The sequence below is a fragment of the Citrobacter sp. RHBSTW-00017 genome, from assembly GCF_013797615.1.
Taxonomy (GTDB): domain Bacteria; phylum Pseudomonadota; class Gammaproteobacteria; order Enterobacterales; family Enterobacteriaceae; genus Citrobacter; species Citrobacter braakii.
In genome coordinates this window covers 154,475-172,157 of the sequence record NZ_CP056899.1, presented here as the reverse complement: position 1 = coordinate 172,157, position 17,683 = coordinate 154,475, and the positions used below count along the sequence as shown (strand labels likewise).

The window sequence follows — 17,683 nt, the reverse complement described above, 5'->3', positions numbered from 1 at the left end:
CAAGCTTTAGCGTAAGAACTCGGATTTTTCCAGTGAGCTACGCTCGCAAAATTTCGGTCAGACTTTTTTTAATGGATACAGAGGAACTGATGCAGCCCAAAATATTCTGGATTGATAACCTGCGCGGGATAGCCTGTCTCATGGTTGTGATGATCCACACCACGACCTGGTACATCACCAATGCGCAAAGCGTCAGCCCATTGAATTGGGATCTGGCCAATGTGCTCAATTCAGCTTCTCGCGTCAGTGTCCCGTTGTTCTTTATGATTTCGGGCTATCTGTTTTTTGGCGAGCGCAGCGCCAAACCGCGCCATTTCATGCGCATTGCGCTCTGCATCCTGTTTTACAGCAGCGTGGCGCTGGCCTACATCCTGCTGTTTACCTCGATCAACGCTGAGCTATCGCTGAAAAACCTGCTGCAAAAGCCGGTGTTCTACCACCTGTGGTTTTTCTTCGCGATCGCCGTAATCTACCTGGTTTCCCCGCTGATACAGGTAAAAAATATCAGCGGCAAGATGCTGCTGGCGCTTATGGTAGTGATTGGGGTAATTGCCAATCCCAATACCGTCTCACAAAAAATTGGCGGTTTTGAGTGGCTTCCCATCAACCTGTACATCAGTGGCGACACGTTCTACTACATTGTGTACGGTATGCTAGGCCGAGCGATTGGTATGATGGATACGCACAAGCGCGCGCTTACCTGGCTCTGTGCGGCGTTGTTTATCACCGCAGTGTTTATTATTTCTCGAGGCACGTTGCATGAACTGCGTTGGCGAGGCAATTTTGCCGATACCTGGTATCTCTATTGCGGCCCGGCGGTGTTTATTTGTGCCGCCTCCCTCCTGACGCTGGTCAAAAATACGCTCAGTACGCGCACTCTGCCGGTACTGGGCCTTATTTCCCGCCACTCCCTGGGTATTTATGGCTTTCATGCGCTGATCATTCACGCGCTACGCACCAACGGTGTAGAACTCAAAAACTGGCCGCCGCTGGATATGCTGTGGATTTTTAGCGCCACGCTGGCGGGAAGTTTACTGTTGTCTGTATTGTTACAGCGCATCGATACGCGCAGACTGGTGAGCTAACAATAAAAGCCCTCGATCGGTAACCATCGAGGGCATACGATCACTCCGTAAAATCGTCTGCGACTGCCAGCGTTTCTTTTGGATGCTCAAAGCCACTATCACGGATATTTTTCTGCACCGCAACGGTACCAAACAGGCTTAAAAAGAAGGCCAGGCCGTAAAACCCTTTCTCGTTTAGCAGCAGCGTGGCATTCCACAAACCGATAACCAACAATGCAACCGCAATAATAAACGCGGCAAGACAGGTTATGTAGTAAATCGGCGTAGTCGGGATCCCCTCATATTTATCCCGTACCGTCTTTTGATACGACGCAGCAGAAAACAAACCAAGCACCAAAACAGCAAAGTAATACCCCTTTTCATTCAACTGCATATCGGCATTCCACAACCCCAGCAGATAAACCACAATGCCGCCGAGAAGCGCGACCCATGACACAATACTAAATGCCGGTGAATAAGTTGATGTCCTGTTTTCCATTTAGAGTTCCGGTCCTTTAGATAAATATTCTGCTGAACGCATGAGTAAAACTTGTCCCAGTAAACATACGATGAATGCCAGCGGGAACAGCCCCTTTTCGAGGGGTGATAATGGGACATTCAATACGCCCACCAACAGCACCCCTACCGTGATGAGCGCCACCATCTGACATACAGAGGCGAAGTGTTCATCGTTCTGATTGAGATTTTCTGCACGCTGATAAACGTACGTCACAAACATTCCCGTCATCAGCACAGCGAAAAAATAACCTTTGCTACTTAATAACGGGCATGCCCGCCATAAGCCAATAACGTAAATAAATGCACCAGAGAAGAATAATATCCATGGCAACAGCCTTGTTGTCTTCATTGGGACCTCCTTATCCATCATGGATACAATATGAATAACCCGCTAAAGACAACACAGAAAAGGTCACTACGCCGGACTTTCAGAATAAATTCATGCGCGATAATTATTAATTAGATTGAAATATATATTTGATAAATCCCCTCTGTTTACCAGAGGGGATTTAGGGTCAGGACATCAGCGGGTGTAATTGCTGATAGATTCGGCGGAAGGTTTCCCGACGCTGTTGATAAAGGGCATGGCGCTCGGCATCAGGATAATGCGCCTGCTCCAGCGTAAGCTGAGGCAGAAGGTCTGATAATGGCTGCTGCGGATTAATGGCAATTTGCGCCAGACGCGCCGCACCGAGAGCAGGACCAACATCGCCGCCGGTACGGTAATCCAACTGCAATCCGCTGATGTCAGACAGCATCTGACGCCAGTATTCGCTGCGCGCCCCGCCGCCAATCAGCGTAATGCTGGAGGGCTGCACGCCGCAGGCGTGTACCACGTCCATACCCTCAGCCAATGCAAAACCAACGCCTTCCAGCACCGCCTGTGCCAGCTCCGCCGGACCATGCTGATGCGTCAGACCGAAAAATACGCCCTTTGCCTGCGGGTTGTTGTGCGGCGTACGTTCACCGGACAGATAGGGTAAAAACCAGATCGGCTCAGCGTGTTCATCCGCCTGTTGCGCTGCGGCAATCAACGCAGGAACGCTCGCCAGTCCGGTTAATTTTGCCGCCCAGTCCAGGCAGGATGCCGCACTTAGCATCACAGACATCAGGTGCCATCGTTCAGGCAAGGCATGGCAAAAGCTATGGACCGCGCTTTCCGGTTTGCTGAGAAAGCCGTCGCTGACCGCAAAATAGACCCCGGAAGTACCCAGCGATAGCATCGCCTGACCGGCATTCATCATGCCCACGCCAACCGCCCCCGCTGCGTTATCCCCACCTCCGGCGACCACCGCAACCTCCTGCATTCCCCAGGCCCTGGCGACTGCTGGCAACAATGTTCCGGTAATCTCACTGCCTTCATAGAGCGCAGGCATATGCGCACGAGTCAGCTTACAGGCTTCCAGCATGACATCACTCCAGTCACGCTTCGCAACATCCAGCCACAGGGTACCAGCCGCATCAGACATATCGCTGGCGAAATCGCCGGTCATACGCAGGCGCAGGTAATCTTTCGGCAGCAGGACTTTATCAACCCGGCTAAAAATCTCCGGTTCGTGGCGCTGTACCCACAGCAGCTTTGGCGCGGTAAAGCCAGGCATCATCAGGTTGCCGGTGATGGCACGAGACTGCGGAACCAGGCTCTCCAGCATGACGCACTCTTCGGCGCAGCGACCATCGTTCCACAGGATAGCCGGGCGCAATACCTTCTGTTGTTCATCCAGTAGCGTCGCGCCGTGCATCTGTCCGGCAATCCCCAACGCTTTCACCTCGCGAAGTGAATGCTGCCGACCCAGGGCTTTCACAGCGCGATCCGTTGCCAGCCACCACTGCTCTGGGTCTTGTTCTGACCATAACGGGTGCGGGCGCGAGACGGTGAGTTTCTCTGTTTGCGAAGCGACCACATCGCCCTGCTCGTTGAGCAGAATGGCCTTTACGCCTGATGTGCCAAGATCTATCCCGATATACATAGGGCATCGTTCCTTAAAGAAAGGCCCGGTCGCGCGAGCTGACCGGGCTTACGGACATACTCAGAGACCCGTTATTTGTCGAACAAATAATGGTTCACCAGATTTTCCAGCAATTCCTGATGACCGCTCTGGTGCACTGGCGCCAGGTTGTGTTGTTCAGCGTACTGCGCAATTTCCGTCAGCGTCATCTGCCCTTTCAGAATTTGCTGGCCCAGCTCACCATTCCAACCGGCATAACGTTTAGCCACGCGCTGATCCAGACCACCGTCTTCAATCATACGCGCCGCAATTTTCAGCGACAGCGCCATGGTATCCATCGCACCAATATGACCATAGAACAGATCGTATTTATCGGTACTCTGACGACGAACCTTGGCATCGAAGTTCAGGCCACCGGTGGTGAAGCCGCCGGCTTTCAGGATTTCGTACATCACCAACGCATTCTCTTCTACGCTGTTCGGGAACTGGTCAGTGTCCCAGCCCAGTTGCGCGTCCCCACGGTTGGCATCGACAGAGCCAAACAGACCCAGCGCGATAGCGGTGGCGATTTCGTGATGGAACGAGTGACCCGCCAGCGTGGCGTGGTTGGCTTCGATATTCAGTTTGATCTCTTTTTCCAGACCGAACTGCTTGAGGAATCCGTATACGGTCGCCGCATCGTAATCGTACTGGTGCTTGGTCGGTTCCTGCGGCTTCGGCTCGATAAGCAAAGTGCCCTGGAAACCGGTTTTGTGTTTGTGTTCCACGACCAGTTGCATGAAGCGACCAATTTGCTCACGTTCCTGACGCAGATCGGTATTCAGCAGCGTTTCATAGCCTTCACGACCGCCCCACAGAACGTAGTTTTCACCGCCTAATTTATGCGTGGCATCCATAGCCGTAACCACCTGAGTGGCGGCCCAGCTGAACACTTCCGGATCCGGGTTCGTGGCCGCGCCCGCGCCGTAACGTGGGTTGGTGAAGCAGTTTGCCGTTCCCCACAGCAGCTTCACGCCGCTCTGCTCCTGTTTTGCCGCCAGTACATCAACCATCTGCGCAAAATTGTTTTTGTACTCTTTCAGCGACGCACCTTCCGGCGAGACATCCACGTCATGGAAGCAGTAGTAGGGCACGTTCAGCTTGTGGAAAAACTCGAACGCCACGTCCGCCTTGCGCTTCGCTAATTCCAGCGCTTCACCGGGCTGCTGCCACGGGCGATTAAATGCACCAACACCAAACATATCTGCACCATTCCAGCAGAAAGTGTGCCAGTAGCAGGCAGCAAATCGCAGGTGATCTTCCATACGCTTGCCTAACACTAACTCATCAGAGTTGTAGTGGCGAAATGCTAATGGATTAGTTGATTTGGTGCCTTCATAACGAACGCGCTCAAGCTGGTCAAAATAGGCTGGCATAATGAACTCCATAATCAGGTAATGCGGCGGGTGATGGATAATGTCGTAATATTGGGCACTCCCCACCTATTGCTCAATTATGTTATTTCATACTGCCATTGAGATAATTCACAAGTGTGCGCTACTTCTCAAAATAAAATCTGAACAATTTAAAAATTGTTACTTATCAAACTTAAATGCAACCCAGGTAACGAATCATTTAAAATACGATCCCGGTCATAAATCAAGAAATAAACCAAAAAACGTAATTGGAAGATAAAAATCTATAATTGCCTTCCCGCCGTTACCTGTTAAAACTCTGCTACGTCTTATGCTGTGATTGTTACTTTTACTGCTATTTCTCCCCTACAAAAGGCATCACGATTATGAAGATGAAGAGCATTTTACTTGCTGTTTGCACATCCCTTTTACTCACCAGCGTCGCAGGTCATGCCAAAGAAGTAAAAATCGGTATGGCGATTGATGATCTCCGCCTGGAACGCTGGCAGAAAGATCGCGATATTTTCGTCAACAAAGCTGAATCGCTTGGTGCGAAAGTATTTGTACAATCGGCGAATGGTAATGAAGAAACCCAAATGTCGCAGATTGAAAACATGATAAACCGGGGCGTGGATGTCCTTGTGATAATCCCTTACAACGGCCAGGTATTAAGCAATGTTATCAAAGAAGCAAAACAAGAAGGGATCAAGGTGCTGGCTTACGATCGCATGATCAATGATGCTGACATCGATTTTTATATCTCTTTCGATAATGAAAAAGTAGGTGAATTACAGGCTCAATCATTAGTCAATATTGTTCCCGAAGGGAATTATTTCCTGATGGGTGGCTCACCCGTTGATAACAACGCGAAGCTGTTCCGCGCTGGACAAATGAAAGTATTAAAACCTTATATCGACAGCGGAAAAATTAAGGTGGTGGGCGATCAATGGGTTGACGGCTGGTTACCGGAGAATGCGTTGAAGATTATGGAAAATGCGCTAACCGCCAACAATAACAAAATTGACGCAGTAGTTGCCTCAAATGACGCCACAGCTGGCGGTGCGATTCAGGCGCTGAGTGCGCAAGGATTATCAGGAAAAGTCGCTATTTCCGGACAAGATGCAGACCTTGCAGGCATCAAGCGCATTGTCGCCGGGACTCAAACCATGACGGTTTATAAACCTATTACATTGCTCGCAAATACCGCTGCGGAAATCGCCGTCGAACTGGGAAATGATCAACAGCCTAAAGCAGATACTTCGCTGAATAATGGCCTGAAAGATGTCCCTTCCCGACTACTCACACCTATTGATGTTAACAAAGACAATATTAACGAGACCGTCATTAAAGACGGATTCCACAAGAAAAGCGATCTGTAAGCCATGTGCCCTCTGCAAATCAGAGGGCAATAAAACGTGGTGTCAAATTCGCCACGGATATACGTGAATGTCCACGCAGGGTTCTCTTATTGGCTTATGTGGAGCAGTTATGCCATATCTTCTTGAAATGAAAAACATTACCAAGACATTCGGCGTAGTGAAGGCGGTTGATAACGTTAGCCTTAGGATCAATGCTGGCGAAATCATTTCATTATGCGGTGAAAATGGTTCGGGTAAATCGACGCTAATGAAAGTTCTGTGCGGAATTTACCCGCATGGAACCTACGAAGGCGAGATCATTTTTGCTGGCGAAGCCATCCGTGCCAGCCATATTCGTGATACCGAACGTAAGGGTATTGCGATCATCCACCAGGAATTAGCCCTGGTGAAAGAGTTAACAATACTGGAAAATATTTTCCTCGGTAACGAAATGACCCGTAACGGCGTTCTTGATTACGAGATGATGACGTTACGCTGTCAAAAATTACTCGATCAGGTCAGTTTGTCTATTTCGCCAGATACGCGCGTGGGCGATTTAGGATTAGGGCAACAACAGCTGGTAGAAATTGCAAAAGCGCTGAATAAGCAGGTCCGCTTACTTATTCTGGATGAACCAACGGCCTCCCTCACCGAGCAGGAAACTGCAATACTGCTGAATATTATACGTGACCTACAACAGCATGATATCGCCTGCATTTATATTTCACACAAATTGAATGAAGTTAAGGCCATCTCGAATACCATTTGCGTTATTCGCGACGGTAAACACATCGGCACACGCGATGCGACCAACATGACTGAAGACGATATTATCACCATGATGGTTGGTCGTGAGCTCACCGCACTTTACCCCAGCGAGCCTCATATCACGGGAGAAGAGATTTTACGGGTTGAGAATCTGACAGCCTGGCATCCCGTCAATCGCCATATAAAACGCGTCAACGACATTTCTTTCTCACTCAAGCAGGGCGAAATTCTCGGCATTGCCGGACTCGTCGGTGCAGGACGTACCGAAGCCGTACAGTGTCTGTTTGGCGTCTGGTCTGGTCGTTGGGAGGGAAAGATTTTTATTGAAGGCACTCAGGTGCATATCCATAACTGCCAGCAAGCTATTGCTCATGGCATCGCCATGGTGCCTGAAGACAGAAAAAAAGATGGCATTGTTCCGGTGATGGCTGTGGGGAAAAATATCACGCTGGCTGCACTCGATAAATTTACCGGGGGCATGAGCCATCTTGATGATGCCGCTGAACAAAAATGCATTCTGGAATCGCTTCAACAGCTCAAAGTAAAAACATCGTCCCCCGACCTTGCGATCGGGCGTCTGAGCGGAGGGAATCAGCAAAAAGCGATTCTCGCGCGTTGCCTCCTGTTAAATCCCCGGATTCTCATTCTTGATGAACCCACCAGGGGTATTGATATCGGCGCCAAATATGAAATCTACAAACTCATCAACCAGCTCGTCCAGGAAGGCATTGCCGTGATTGTCATCTCCTCTGAATTACCTGAAGTGCTCGGACTAAGCGATCGCATCCTCGTGATGCATGAAGGAAAACTGAAAGCTAACCTGGTAAATCATAACCTGACTCAGGAGCAGGTGATGGAAGCCGCATTAAGGAGCGAACATCATGTCGAAAAACAATCCGTCTGAAGCGAAACTTTCTCCCTCTATCACAGGTGGTTTCCCAGCAATAAAATCGCTTAACTTGCAAGTCTTCGTCATGATTGCGGCGATTATCGTGATTATGCTGTTTTTCACGTGGACCACTGATGGCGCATACCTGAGCGCACGTAATGTCTCGAACCTGCTTCGACAGACTGCGATTACCGGTATTCTTGCCGTGGGTATGGTGTTTGTGATCATTTCCGCTGAAATCGATCTCTCTGTCGGTTCCATGATGGGATTGTTGGGCGGCGTAGCGGCGATCTGTGATGTTTGGCTAGGCTGGCCTTTACCGCTGACGGTGATCGTAACCTTGACTCTGGGATTGCTCCTCGGGGCATGGAATGGATGGTGGGTTGCTTACCGCAAGGTTCCGTCGTTTATCGTCACCCTTGCGGGAATGCTGGCTTTCCGCGGTATTCTGATTGGCATCACCAACGGCACCACCGTATCCCCCACCAGCGCAGCAATGTCTCAGATTGGTCAGAGCTACTTGTCTGATGGCACAGGCTTTGTCATCGGTGCTCTCGGCTTAATGGCGTTTGTTGGCTGGCAATGGCGAGGCCGTATGCGTCGCCAGGCGTTAGGCCTTGCCACTCCCGCATCAACGTCGGCTGTGGGTCGCCAGGCATTCACAGCCATTGTCGTCTTAGGGGCAATCTGGCTATTAAACGATTATCGTGGTGTTCCAACGCCCGTCCTGCTGCTGACGCTGCTGCTGCTCGGTGGGATGTTTATGGCCACGCGCACGGCATTCGGTCGGAGAATTTACGCCATTGGCGGGAACCTGGAAGCCGCCCGCCTTTCTGGTATCAACGTTGAACGCACCAAACTTGCCGTCTTCGCTATTAATGGTTTGATGGTCGCCATTGCCGGGCTCATTCTTAGCTCCCGGCTTGGCGCAGGTTCCCCTTCCGCAGGGAACATTGCAGAACTGGATGCCATTGCCGCATGTGTCATCGGGGGAACCAGCCTGGCGGGAGGGGTCGGGAGTGTTGCCGGCGCCGTCATGGGCGCATTCATTATGGCTTCTCTCGATAATGGAATGAGTATGATGGACGTCCCCACCTTCTGGCAATACATAGTGAAAGGAGCGATATTGTTGTTGGCGGTATGGATGGACTCAGCAACCAAACGTCGTTCCTGAATTTAAGAAGTGGGTGTATCTCAATGCCGGTTAATGCAACCGGCATTGTCTTATCTACATGATTCAGCAGGAAAAGAACCATGTTTTATAAACGTCATCGTATTACGTTGTTATTTAATGCCAATAAAGCCTACGACCGTCAGGTGGTTGAAGGGGTTGGCGAGTATCTGCAAGCGTCGCAATCGGAGTGGGATATCTTCATAGAAGAAGATTTTCGTGCTCGCATTGATAACATTAAAGAGTGGTTAGGCGACGGCGTTATTGCCGATTATGACGATGATGATATTGCGCAATTACTTGTCGATGTGGATGTTCCGATCATTGGCGTTGGGGGTTCCTACCATCTGCAGCAAGATTATCCACCAGTACATTACATTGCCACCGACAACCACGCGCTGGTAGAAAGCGCCTTCCTGCATCTGAAAGAGAAAGGGATTAACCGGTTTGCATTTTATGGTCTTCCGGCTTCAAGCGGTAAACGCTGGGCCGCAGAACGTGAATATGCGTTTTGCCAGTTGGTTGCCAAAGAGAAGTACCGCGGCGTGGTGTATCAAGGTCTGGAAACCGCGCCAGAAAACTGGCAGCACGCGCAAAATAGGCTGGCGGACTGGCTGCAAACCTTACCTCCACAAACCGGGATTATCGCCGTCACCGACGCACGTGCGCGGCACGTTCTGCAGGCCTGTGAACATCTGCATATTCCGGTACCGGAAAAACTGTGCGTCATTGGTATCGATAACGAAGAGCTGACCCGTTACCTGACACGAGTCGCCTTGTCCTCCGTCGCTCAGGGGGCCAGACAAATGGGGTATCAGGCAGCCAAACTACTCCACCGCCTGCTGGCTCACGAAGAGATTCCCCTACAGCGCATTCTGGTTCCTCCTGTACGCGTTGTTGCGCGTCAGTCTACAGATTATCGTTCACTTACCGATCCTGCCGTTATTCAGGCGATGCATTACATTCGTAACCATGCCTGCAAAGGTATCAAGGTTGATCAAGTGTTGGACTCAGTAGGGATTTCACGTTCGAATCTGGAGAAACGCTTTAAAGAAGAGGTCGGAGAGACCATTCACGCCGTGATTCATGCCGAAAAGCTGGAAAAGGCGCGCAGCCTGTTGATTTCTACCACGCTTTCAATCAACGAAATTTCACAGATGTGCGGCTACCCATCTCTGCAGTATTTCTATTCGGTATTCAAGAAAGAGTACGACACGACGCCAAAAGAGTATCGCGATGTGAACAGTGAAGTGTTGCTATAAAGATGATAGCCGGAGGGCGAAGTCGCCATCCGGCACTCGAAATTACATATGCGCGGCGATTAAACGCTGGTTGTCCTGATACATTGCGAACAGATAGTTGTTATAACTCTGTCCCTTAGTGGAATAACCCTTCAGCTTATGGATCATCGCGGTGGCGGTGACTTCCTGATCGGCTTTACGCAACTGCGCACGTGACTTACGGAAGGAAGAGTAGGCCGGATGCGTATTCAAATTAATGACGTAAGCATTCACCGACTCTTTCACTGATTCAAACTGTGAGTAGCCTTTCACCTTACCCGGTGCATTGTTACAACGACCCTTGCCACATTTCATGCCAAACAGGTTGTTGTTGCTACGCGCCAGCTTCGACGTACCCCAGCCGCTTTCTGCCGCAGCCATGGTTGCCACCATACTGGTCGGGATAATGTCTACACGCTCAAGCAGCGTATTCCACGGAATTTTACGCGTGTTACCAGACCAGTTCACCTTGTAGCGCTTCGCGATGTCTTTCATACGCGTACGCTCAGTCGGTGACCAGCGGTTCTGGTACTGTTTTGAAATCAGCCAGTTACGGTCCGCCGTAATGGCAGCATTTTGACTGGTAATATAAGGCATAACCGTCCGGAGAAACGCTTTTTTCCTTGGTGTTCCGGAAGGGTATTTTCGCAAATCAGGAAGTGAACTACTCTTTGCACTATTGCGAGAATACTCTTGTTTACTGCTAACCTGTTTATTACTTGCCTTGGTTATCTGGGGCTTGTGACTCGTTGTCGCCGTGTGTGTCTTTGCCAGCACCTCACCCGAAAATGCAACGGTGAGTAACATAAGAATCATTGCCCCATATCGTCGAATGGGAGTCAATATCATTAGGTCTCCTGGTCGGATTTATACATTCCAACACCTTATATTTTTCACAAAAATGAGAGATGAATCTCAAATCATATCAAAAATAGCCGTCAAGAGCACCCACAGGAATAGTCCAATTCTGAAACTATGTCACGTATTAACAGTTCTGGGTGCCATTAATTCGAAGAAAATGTGGAGGTTATCGCAAAATCAGTTCATTTTTTGCGCGCGGTCGCTCACCCTCACTTCTCCTCCTGGCGGAATCAACTCAAAGGAGGAGTTTCCGGCCTGATTTCACTGGCAAACTGGCGAAAATCGCAGCATCAAGGACAGCACTATGAAACTTGCCGCCGTTGCGCTGGCGCTAATGCCCGGCATTGCCATCGCCTCATCATGGACGTCTCAAGGACTTCCCACCTTCGAAGCGGAAGGTACGGGTAAATTCGTCAGCCATGCAGCGTTGACGAAGGGTACCCGTCCTTTAACCCTGAATTTTGACCAACAGTGCTGGCAGCCTGCTGATGCGATAAAACTCAACCAGATGCTGTCGCTAAAACCTTGTGAAGGCACGCCGCCACAGTGGCGTTTATTCAAAGACGGCGATTACACGCTGGAAATCGATACCCGCTCCGGTACGCCGACGCTGATGCTGTTGGTAAAAAGTGCTAAGGACACCGTCACCACCCAGATTCGCCAATGCCCGAAATGGGACGGTTCACCCTTAACGCTGGACGTGAGCCAGACCTTCCCGGAAGGTGCCGTGGTGCGTGATTTCTACAGCCAGCAAACGGCAACGGTAAAAAACGGGTCGATTACCCTACAGCCCGCCGCAACCAGTAACGGGCTGTTGCTACTGGAACGGGCGGAAACCGATGCCCCCGCAGCCTTCGACTGGCATAACGCCACGGTGTATTTCGTCCTGACGGACCGCTTTGTGAATGGCGATCCGAGTAACGACCATAGCTATGGGCGTCGCAACGACGGCATGCAGGAAATTGGCACGTTCCACGGTGGCGATTTGCGCGGGCTCGCCAGCAAACTCGACTACCTGCAACAGTTAGGTGTCAACGCCCTGTGGATCAGTGCGCCGTTTGAGCAAATCCACGGCTGGGTCGGCGGTGGCGCCAAAGGGGACTTCCCCCATTACGCTTACCACGGCTACTACACCCAGGACTGGACCACGCTTGACGCCAATATGGGAAACGAAGCGGACCTGCGCGCGCTGGTTGATGGCGCACACCAGCGCGGCATCCGTGTCTTGTTTGATGTGGTGATGAACCATACCGGCTACGCCACGCTGGCGGATATGCAGGAGTATCAGTTTGGGGCACTGTACCTATCGGGCGATGAACTGAAAAAAACGCTCGGGGAACGCTGGACGGACTGGCAGCCATCCGCCGGGCAAAGCTGGCACAGTTTCAATGATTACATCAACTTTAGCGATAAAGCTGGCTGGGAAAAATGGTGGGGAAAAAACTGGATCCGCACCGATATTGGCGATTACGACAATCCTGGCTTTGACGACCTGACGATGTCGCTGGCTTTCCTGCCCGATCTGAAAACCGAATCCACCACGCCTTCCGGGCTGCCAAACTTTTATCAGCACAAGCCGGATACGCACGCCAAAGCCATCGCCGATTACGCGCCCCGGGATTATCTGACGCACTGGCTCAGTCAGTGGGTGCGTGATTATGGGATTGACGGCTTTCGGGTCGACACCGCTAAACACGTCGAGCTTCCCGCCTGGCAGCAGCTAAAAACACAAGCCAGCGCGGCGCTGGTCGAATGGAAGAAAGCCAATCCGGAAAAAGCGCTGGATGATAACCCCTTCTGGATGACTGGCGAGGCCTGGGGTCACGGTGTGATGCAAAGCGACTATTACCGTCACGGCTTCGATGCGATGATCAATTTCGACTACCAGGAGCAGGCGGCAAAGGCCGTCGATTGTCTGGCAAATATGGACCCCACCTGGCAGCAGATGGCGGATAAATTGCAGGACTTCAACGTCCTGAGCTATCTCTCCTCGCACGATACACGTCTGTTCCGCGAAGGTGGAGACAACACCGCCGAGCTGTTGCTGCTGGCACCTGGCGCGGTTCAACTCTTTTATGGCGACGAGTCGGCCCGCCCCTTTGGCCCAACCGGCTCAGACCCATTACAGGGTACGCGCTCAGAGATGAACTGGCAGGATGTGACCGGGAAATCTGCCGCCAGCGTCGCCCACTGGCAGCGAATCAGTCAGTTCAGGGCCAGGCATCCCGCCATTGGCGCCGGTAAACAAATCACGCTGCCGCTGACGCAGGGATACGGATTTATTCGTGAGCATGGCGACGATAAGGTGATGGTGGTGTGGGCCGGTCAGCCCTGATCCCGGCAGGCTTCTCGCTGTCCACGCAGCGGGAAGCCTTACTCAACATTAAAAACCAGCCAAATAAAAATCAGTAGCACAAAATCTCAATCCGGCCTGATACCCCTGATTTGCACCCTGCCATGGGTAGCGCTATGGTTAGCCACTTTACTACTCAGTTCGACAGACCACCTGCTATGACATTCTCACTTTTTGGCGACAAATTTACCCGCCATTCAGGCATCACACGCCTGATGGAGGACCTTAACGACGGTTTACGCACTCCAGGCGCCATCATGCTCGGTGGCGGCAATCCGGCGCAAATTCCAGAGATGCAAAATTACTTTCAGTCTCTGCTGACAGATATGCTGGAAAACGGCAAAGCCACTGATGCGCTTTGCAATTACGATGGTCCACAAGGTAAAACCGAGCTGCTGACTGAGCTGGCGAAACTGCTACGTGAGAAGCAGGGTTGGGATATCGAGCCACAAAATATTGCACTGACAAATGGCAGTCAGAGCGCATTTTTCTACTTATTCAATCTGTTCGCCGGACGCCGCGCCGACGGAACAACACAAAAAGTGTTGTTCCCGTTAGCTCCGGAATACATTGGCTATGCCGATTCCGGGCTGGAAGAGGATCTCTTTGTCTCCGCGCGTCCAAACATCGAACTGTTACCAGAAGGTCAGTTTAAGTATCACGTTGATTTTGAACACCTGCACATCGGTGAAGAGACGGGCATGATCTGCGTGTCACGTCCGACAAACCCGACAGGCAACGTGATCACCGATGAAGAGCTGATGAAGCTGGACCGGCTGGCCAACCAGCATGGGATCCCGCTGGTGATTGATAACGCCTATGGCGTACCGTTCCCCGGCATCATCTTTAGCGAAGCGCGCCCGCTGTGGAACCCCAACATTGTGCTGTGCATGAGCCTTTCCAAGCTGGGTCTGCCAGGCTCCCGCTGCGGCATCATTATCGCGAATGAAAAAATCATCACCGCCATCACCAACATGAACGGCATTATCAGCCTCGCGCCTGGCGGAATGGGTCCGGCAATCATGTGCGAAATGATTAAGCGCAACGACCTTCTGCGTCTGTCCGAGACGGTGATTAAGCCGTTTTATTATCAGCGCGTTCAGGAGACGATTGCGATCATTCGCCGCTATTTATCTGAAGATCGGTGCCTTATTCATAAACCGGAGGGCGCGATTTTCCTGTGGTTATGGTTCAAAGATTTGCCTATCACCACCGAACTGTTGTATCAGCGTCTGAAAGCGCGCGGCGTGCTGATGGTTCCCGGTGATTACTTCTTCCCTGGTCTGGATAAACCCTGGCCGCATACGCATCAGTGCATGCGGATGAACTACGTGCCAGAACCGGAGAAAATAGAAGCTGGAGTGAAGATTCTGGCTGAAGAGATCGAACGCGCCTGGCAGGAAGGCTAATGCAAACCCGACCCGAGAGCGGGTCGGGCTCACTTCACAGCGGCTGTGAATGCAGGCGCTGGCGCTGAATACTGACGGCATCTATACACTGCAACGCGCTGGTCGGGCAGGCTTCGACACACGCGGGTCCCGCATCACGGTGCCAGCATAAATCGCATTTTATCGCCTGCACCCGTGACGAGCGGGCGACGACATTCATTGCCCCAAACGGGCAGGCCAGCATACAACTTTTACAGCCAATACAACGCGTCTGTTCAACGAAGATATGCCCATGTTCACGACGAATTGCGTGCGTCGGGCAGACATTTGCACAGGGAGCGTCCTCGCATTGATGGCAGGCGACTGCCGTCGTAAAGGCGTCGTCTTTGATCACGCGGATGCGCGGGGTAAACGCAGTGGAAGAGACCGACGCGCAGTCCTGGTTCTGCTGGTGCGCGACGACGCAAGCAACTTCGCAGGTACGACACCCAATACATTTTGCCGCATCCGCCATAATAAACGTGTTCATTGCTCCCTCCGTCTGCGTGAAAACCACAGAGTGCCAGAGAGGTTGCCCCTGACGCCTTGATCGGACAGGGGAAACGGTTAAATATTGTCAGGTGCCTGAACAACTATGGCGATCCGCCTAATCGCGAACGGTAAAACCCAGCTCATTGGAAATCGCCTGCGCGGTTTCCCGTAGCGGCTTGAGTAGATTTTTTTCCCCTATCTGCTTAAGTCGCGAAGTAGAGAGTGAAATTGACACCGCGTACGGCACCCGACCATGAATATCAAACACCGGTACAGCAATACAGGAAACGCCCAGTTCGTTCTCTTCCCGATCCATCGCCATACTGCTTTCGCGGATCTGCGCCAATTCGTCGTACATCGCCGGCAAACCGGTAATGGTATTGCGGGTCAGCGGCAGAATAAGATCCTGATGGCTCTCCCAATAAGATTCCACATAATCCGCATGTCCAAACGCCATGTAAATTTTACCCATCGCGGAGCAATACAGCGGCATATGTTGACCGATATAAGCGCGGGTACGCAGCATGCCCGTCGTCGGTTCCAGCTTATAAATCAGAATCGCGTGGTCATCTTCACGGCTTGAGAAGTTGATTGTTTCACCCGTGGCAATGTTCAACGCTTCGAGGTGCGGTGCGGCAACATGGATGATATTCAGTGAAGATAGTGCCTTCTGACCCACGGCGATAAATTTAGTGGTCAACCTATAGCTACCCGCAGCAGGTGCAGGCGTGACATATCCGCAGGACTGCAGCCCTTGCAGGAGTCGATGCACAGTACTTTTGTTCAGCCCGGCCAGTTCAGACAGATGGGCCAGTGGGCACCCATTCGGATAGTTACTCAGAATCTCAATCAACATTAAACCACGGAACAGGCTCTGACTTCCGGCTGGCCTCTCTTTGTCTTGCGTCATTTCACTCTCTTTTGTGCCCATCGCTTCCGCTCCCCTTTTCGTCGCGCTCTGATGGTAGCGCAAAGTGTGTTTCAGTTCACGATCTGAACCGAAAAAACACAACTATTTGATTTTGATGATTTTAAAAAATAGACCACCCCGTTGATCTGTCAAAATTTGATCGCTATATTTGAAATCAGATTTCGCATAGTGAAATTTAGAGATAAAAAAGCGATCAAATTTAAACAAGGAAACAGGAATGAAAGTCACTTTTGAGCAGTTGAAAGATGCGTTCAAGCGGGTACTGCTGGCACGCGGTATTGCCGTTGAAACCGCCGATGCCTGTGCCGAAATGTTTGCGCGCACCACCGAGTCCGGCGTTTATTCGCACGGTGTGAATCGTTTTCCTCGTTTTATTCAGCAATTGGATAACGGCGACATCATTCCTGAGGCCAAACCGCAACGCATTACCAGCCTGGGGGCGATTGAACAATGGGATGCCCAGCGTTCGATCGGCAACCTGACGGCGAAAAAGATGATGGACAGAGCCATTGAGCTGGCCTCCGATCACGGTATTGGCCTGGTCGCACTGCGTAACGCCAACCACTGGATGCGCGGCGGTAGCTATGGCTGGCAGGCGGCGGAGAAAGGTTACATCGGTATCTGCTGGACTAACTCGATTGCCGTCATGCCACCGTGGGGTTCGAAAGAGTGCCGCATTGGTACTAACCCGCTGATCGTCGCGATCCCCTCATCACCAATCACCATGGTTGATATGTCGATGTCGATGTTCTCCTACGGCATGCTGGAAGTGAATCGCCTGGCCGGTCGCCAACTGCCGGTAGATGGTGGCTTTGATGATGAAGGCAATCTCACCAAAGAGCCGGGCGTTATCGAAAAAAATCGCCGCATTTTGCCAATGGGTTACTGGAAAGGTTCAGGTCTGTCGATTGTGCTGGATATGATTGCCACCCTGCTTTCTGATGGCTCCTCCGTTGCGGAAGTCACCCAGGATAACAGCGATGAATATGGCGTTTCACAGATTTTTATCGCCATTGAAGTGGATAAGCTGATCGACGGCGCCACCCGCGATGCCAAGCTACAGCGGATTATGGATTTCATCACCACCGCCGAACGCGCAGATGAAAACACGCCTGTCCGTCTGCCGGGCCACGAGTTTACAAAGCTACTGGAAGAAAATCGCCGGAACGGTATCACCGTTGACGACAGCGTCTGGGCAAAAATTCAGGCCCTGTAAGGAGCAACACC

15 protein-coding genes are annotated in these 17,683 nt (G+C 51.3%); 8 read left to right on the top strand and 7 right to left on the bottom strand.

Going from position 1 to position 17,683, the window contains the following annotated elements:
- The first annotated feature begins 89 nt into the window (after nucleotides 1-89).
- Entirely contained in the window at nucleotides 90-1,085 is a 996-nt protein-coding gene (locus HV037_RS00800; RefSeq protein ID WP_046275799.1) for an acyltransferase, read from the top strand.
- Between the two features lie 40 nt (nucleotides 1,086-1,125).
- Here the strand turns inward: HV037_RS00800 and yiaA are convergent, their stop codons facing one another.
- The 4 genes from yiaA to xylA all read right to left on the bottom strand — a co-directional run bounded on the left by yiaA (nucleotide 1,126) and on the right by xylA (nucleotide 4,947).
- Nucleotides 1,126-1,563, bottom strand: a complete 438-nt coding sequence (gene yiaA / locus HV037_RS00795; RefSeq protein ID WP_016154922.1) for an inner membrane protein YiaA — start codon at nucleotides 1,561-1,563, stop codon at nucleotides 1,126-1,128.
- Complete coding sequence (yiaB, locus tag HV037_RS00790; RefSeq protein WP_103283330.1) at nucleotides 1,564-1,932, bottom strand: inner membrane protein YiaB; 369 nt, start codon at nucleotides 1,930-1,932, stop codon at nucleotides 1,564-1,566.
- 166 nt (nucleotides 1,933-2,098) lie between these two features.
- The gene (gene xylB / locus HV037_RS00785) at nucleotides 2,099-3,553 is read right to left on the bottom strand and encodes a xylulokinase (RefSeq protein WP_103283329.1); all 1,455 of its coding nucleotides are present in this window, start codon (nucleotides 3,551-3,553) and stop codon (nucleotides 2,099-2,101) included.
- A 71-nt stretch (nucleotides 3,554-3,624) separates the two neighbouring features.
- Complete coding sequence (xylA, locus tag HV037_RS00780) at nucleotides 3,625-4,947, bottom strand: xylose isomerase (protein ID WP_016154925.1); 1,323 nt, start codon at nucleotides 4,945-4,947, stop codon at nucleotides 3,625-3,627.
- Between the two features lie 365 nt (nucleotides 4,948-5,312).
- On the opposite strand from xylA, the gene xylF reads away from it, so the two are divergent.
- From xylF to xylR, 4 genes are all read left to right on the top strand, one after another.
- Entirely contained in the window at nucleotides 5,313-6,305 is a 993-nt protein-coding gene (gene xylF / locus HV037_RS00775) for a D-xylose ABC transporter substrate-binding protein (RefSeq protein WP_075848050.1), read from the top strand.
- A 109-nt stretch (nucleotides 6,306-6,414) separates the two neighbouring features.
- Nucleotides 6,415-7,956, top strand: a complete 1,542-nt coding sequence (locus HV037_RS00770) for a xylose ABC transporter ATP-binding protein (RefSeq protein ID WP_016154927.1) — start codon at nucleotides 6,415-6,417, stop codon at nucleotides 7,954-7,956.
- Nucleotides 7,934-9,115: a xylose ABC transporter permease XylH gene (gene xylH / locus HV037_RS00765; protein ID WP_016154928.1), complete on the top strand. Its 1,182-nt coding sequence runs from the start codon at nucleotides 7,934-7,936 to the stop codon at nucleotides 9,113-9,115. Before HV037_RS00770 ends, xylH begins: the two co-directional genes overlap by 23 nt.
- A gap of 80 nt (nucleotides 9,116-9,195) precedes the next feature.
- Entirely contained in the window at nucleotides 9,196-10,374 is a 1,179-nt protein-coding gene (gene xylR, locus HV037_RS00760) for a D-xylose utilization transcriptional activator XylR (protein ID WP_103283328.1), read from the top strand.
- A gap of 42 nt (nucleotides 10,375-10,416) precedes the next feature.
- Here xylR and HV037_RS00755 read toward each other — a convergent pair whose 3' ends face one another.
- Nucleotides 10,417-11,241, bottom strand: coding sequence for a protein bax (locus HV037_RS00755; protein WP_016154930.1), 825 nt, complete (start codon nucleotides 11,239-11,241; stop codon nucleotides 10,417-10,419).
- A gap of 316 nt (nucleotides 11,242-11,557) precedes the next feature.
- Here HV037_RS00755 and malS point away from each other — a divergent pair, with 316 nt between their 5' ends.
- Nucleotides 11,558-13,588 carry an alpha-amylase gene (malS, locus tag HV037_RS00750; protein ID WP_103283327.1) on the top strand — a complete coding sequence of 677 codons (2,031 nt, stop codon included), beginning with the start codon at nucleotides 11,558-11,560 and terminating at the stop codon, nucleotides 13,586-13,588.
- A gap of 134 nt (nucleotides 13,589-13,722) precedes the next feature.
- Entirely contained in the window at nucleotides 13,723-15,015 is a 1,293-nt protein-coding gene (gene avtA, locus HV037_RS00745) for a valine--pyruvate transaminase (protein WP_233896667.1), read from the top strand.
- Between the two features lie 34 nt (nucleotides 15,016-15,049).
- On the opposite strand, the gene HV037_RS00740 is transcribed toward avtA, so the two are convergent.
- Both HV037_RS00740 and yiaJ read right to left on the bottom strand, forming a co-directional pair.
- A complete protein-coding gene (locus tag HV037_RS00740) occupies nucleotides 15,050-15,523 on the bottom strand; it encodes a 4Fe-4S dicluster domain-containing protein (protein WP_019078068.1) in 474 nt (157 codons plus the stop codon).
- 117 nt (nucleotides 15,524-15,640) lie between these two features.
- Complete coding sequence (gene yiaJ / locus HV037_RS00735) at nucleotides 15,641-16,456, bottom strand: IclR family transcriptional regulator YiaJ (protein ID WP_103284436.1); 816 nt, start codon at nucleotides 16,454-16,456, stop codon at nucleotides 15,641-15,643.
- 217 nt (nucleotides 16,457-16,673) lie between these two features.
- On the opposite strand from yiaJ, the gene yiaK reads away from it, so the two are divergent.
- Nucleotides 16,674-17,672, top strand: coding sequence for a 3-dehydro-L-gulonate 2-dehydrogenase (gene yiaK, locus HV037_RS00730; protein WP_016154935.1), 999 nt, complete (start codon nucleotides 16,674-16,676; stop codon nucleotides 17,670-17,672).
- The last annotated feature ends 11 nt before the right edge of the window (nucleotides 17,673-17,683 follow it).

What these genes read in the sequence shown, in the direction of transcription:
- HV037_RS00800 (WP_046275799.1), top strand. Translation starts at nt 90, where the DNA reads ATGCAGCCCAAAATATTCTGGATTGATAACCTGCGCGGGATAGCCTGT.
- yiaA (WP_016154922.1), bottom strand. Translation starts at nt 1,563, where the DNA reads ATGGAAAACAGGACATCAACTTATTCACCGGCATTTAGTATTGTGTCA.
- xylA (WP_016154925.1), bottom strand. Translation starts at nt 4,947, where the DNA reads ATGCCAGCCTATTTTGACCAGCTTGAGCGCGTTCGTTATGAAGGCACC.
- xylR (WP_103283328.1), top strand. Translation starts at nt 9,196, where the DNA reads ATGTTTTATAAACGTCATCGTATTACGTTGTTATTTAATGCCAATAAA.
- xylF (WP_075848050.1), top strand. Translation starts at nt 5,313, where the DNA reads ATGAAGATGAAGAGCATTTTACTTGCTGTTTGCACATCCCTTTTACTC.
- HV037_RS00770 (WP_016154927.1), top strand. Translation starts at nt 6,415, where the DNA reads ATGCCATATCTTCTTGAAATGAAAAACATTACCAAGACATTCGGCGTA.
- yiaB (WP_103283330.1), bottom strand. Translation starts at nt 1,932, where the DNA reads ATGAAGACAACAAGGCTGTTGCCATGGATATTATTCTTCTCTGGTGCA.
- HV037_RS00755 (WP_016154930.1), bottom strand. Translation starts at nt 11,241, where the DNA reads ATGATATTGACTCCCATTCGACGATATGGGGCAATGATTCTTATGTTA.
- avtA (WP_233896667.1), top strand. Translation starts at nt 13,723, where the DNA reads ATGGTTAGCCACTTTACTACTCAGTTCGACAGACCACCTGCTATGACA.
- HV037_RS00740 (WP_019078068.1), bottom strand. Translation starts at nt 15,523, where the DNA reads ATGAACACGTTTATTATGGCGGATGCGGCAAAATGTATTGGGTGTCGT.
- malS (WP_103283327.1), top strand. Translation starts at nt 11,558, where the DNA reads ATGAAACTTGCCGCCGTTGCGCTGGCGCTAATGCCCGGCATTGCCATC.
- yiaK (WP_016154935.1), top strand. Translation starts at nt 16,674, where the DNA reads ATGAAAGTCACTTTTGAGCAGTTGAAAGATGCGTTCAAGCGGGTACTG.
- xylH (WP_016154928.1), top strand. Translation starts at nt 7,934, where the DNA reads ATGTCGAAAAACAATCCGTCTGAAGCGAAACTTTCTCCCTCTATCACA.
- yiaJ (WP_103284436.1), bottom strand. Translation starts at nt 16,456, where the DNA reads ATGGGCACAAAAGAGAGTGAAATGACGCAAGACAAAGAGAGGCCAGCC.
- xylB (WP_103283329.1), bottom strand. Translation starts at nt 3,553, where the DNA reads ATGTATATCGGGATAGATCTTGGCACATCAGGCGTAAAGGCCATTCTG.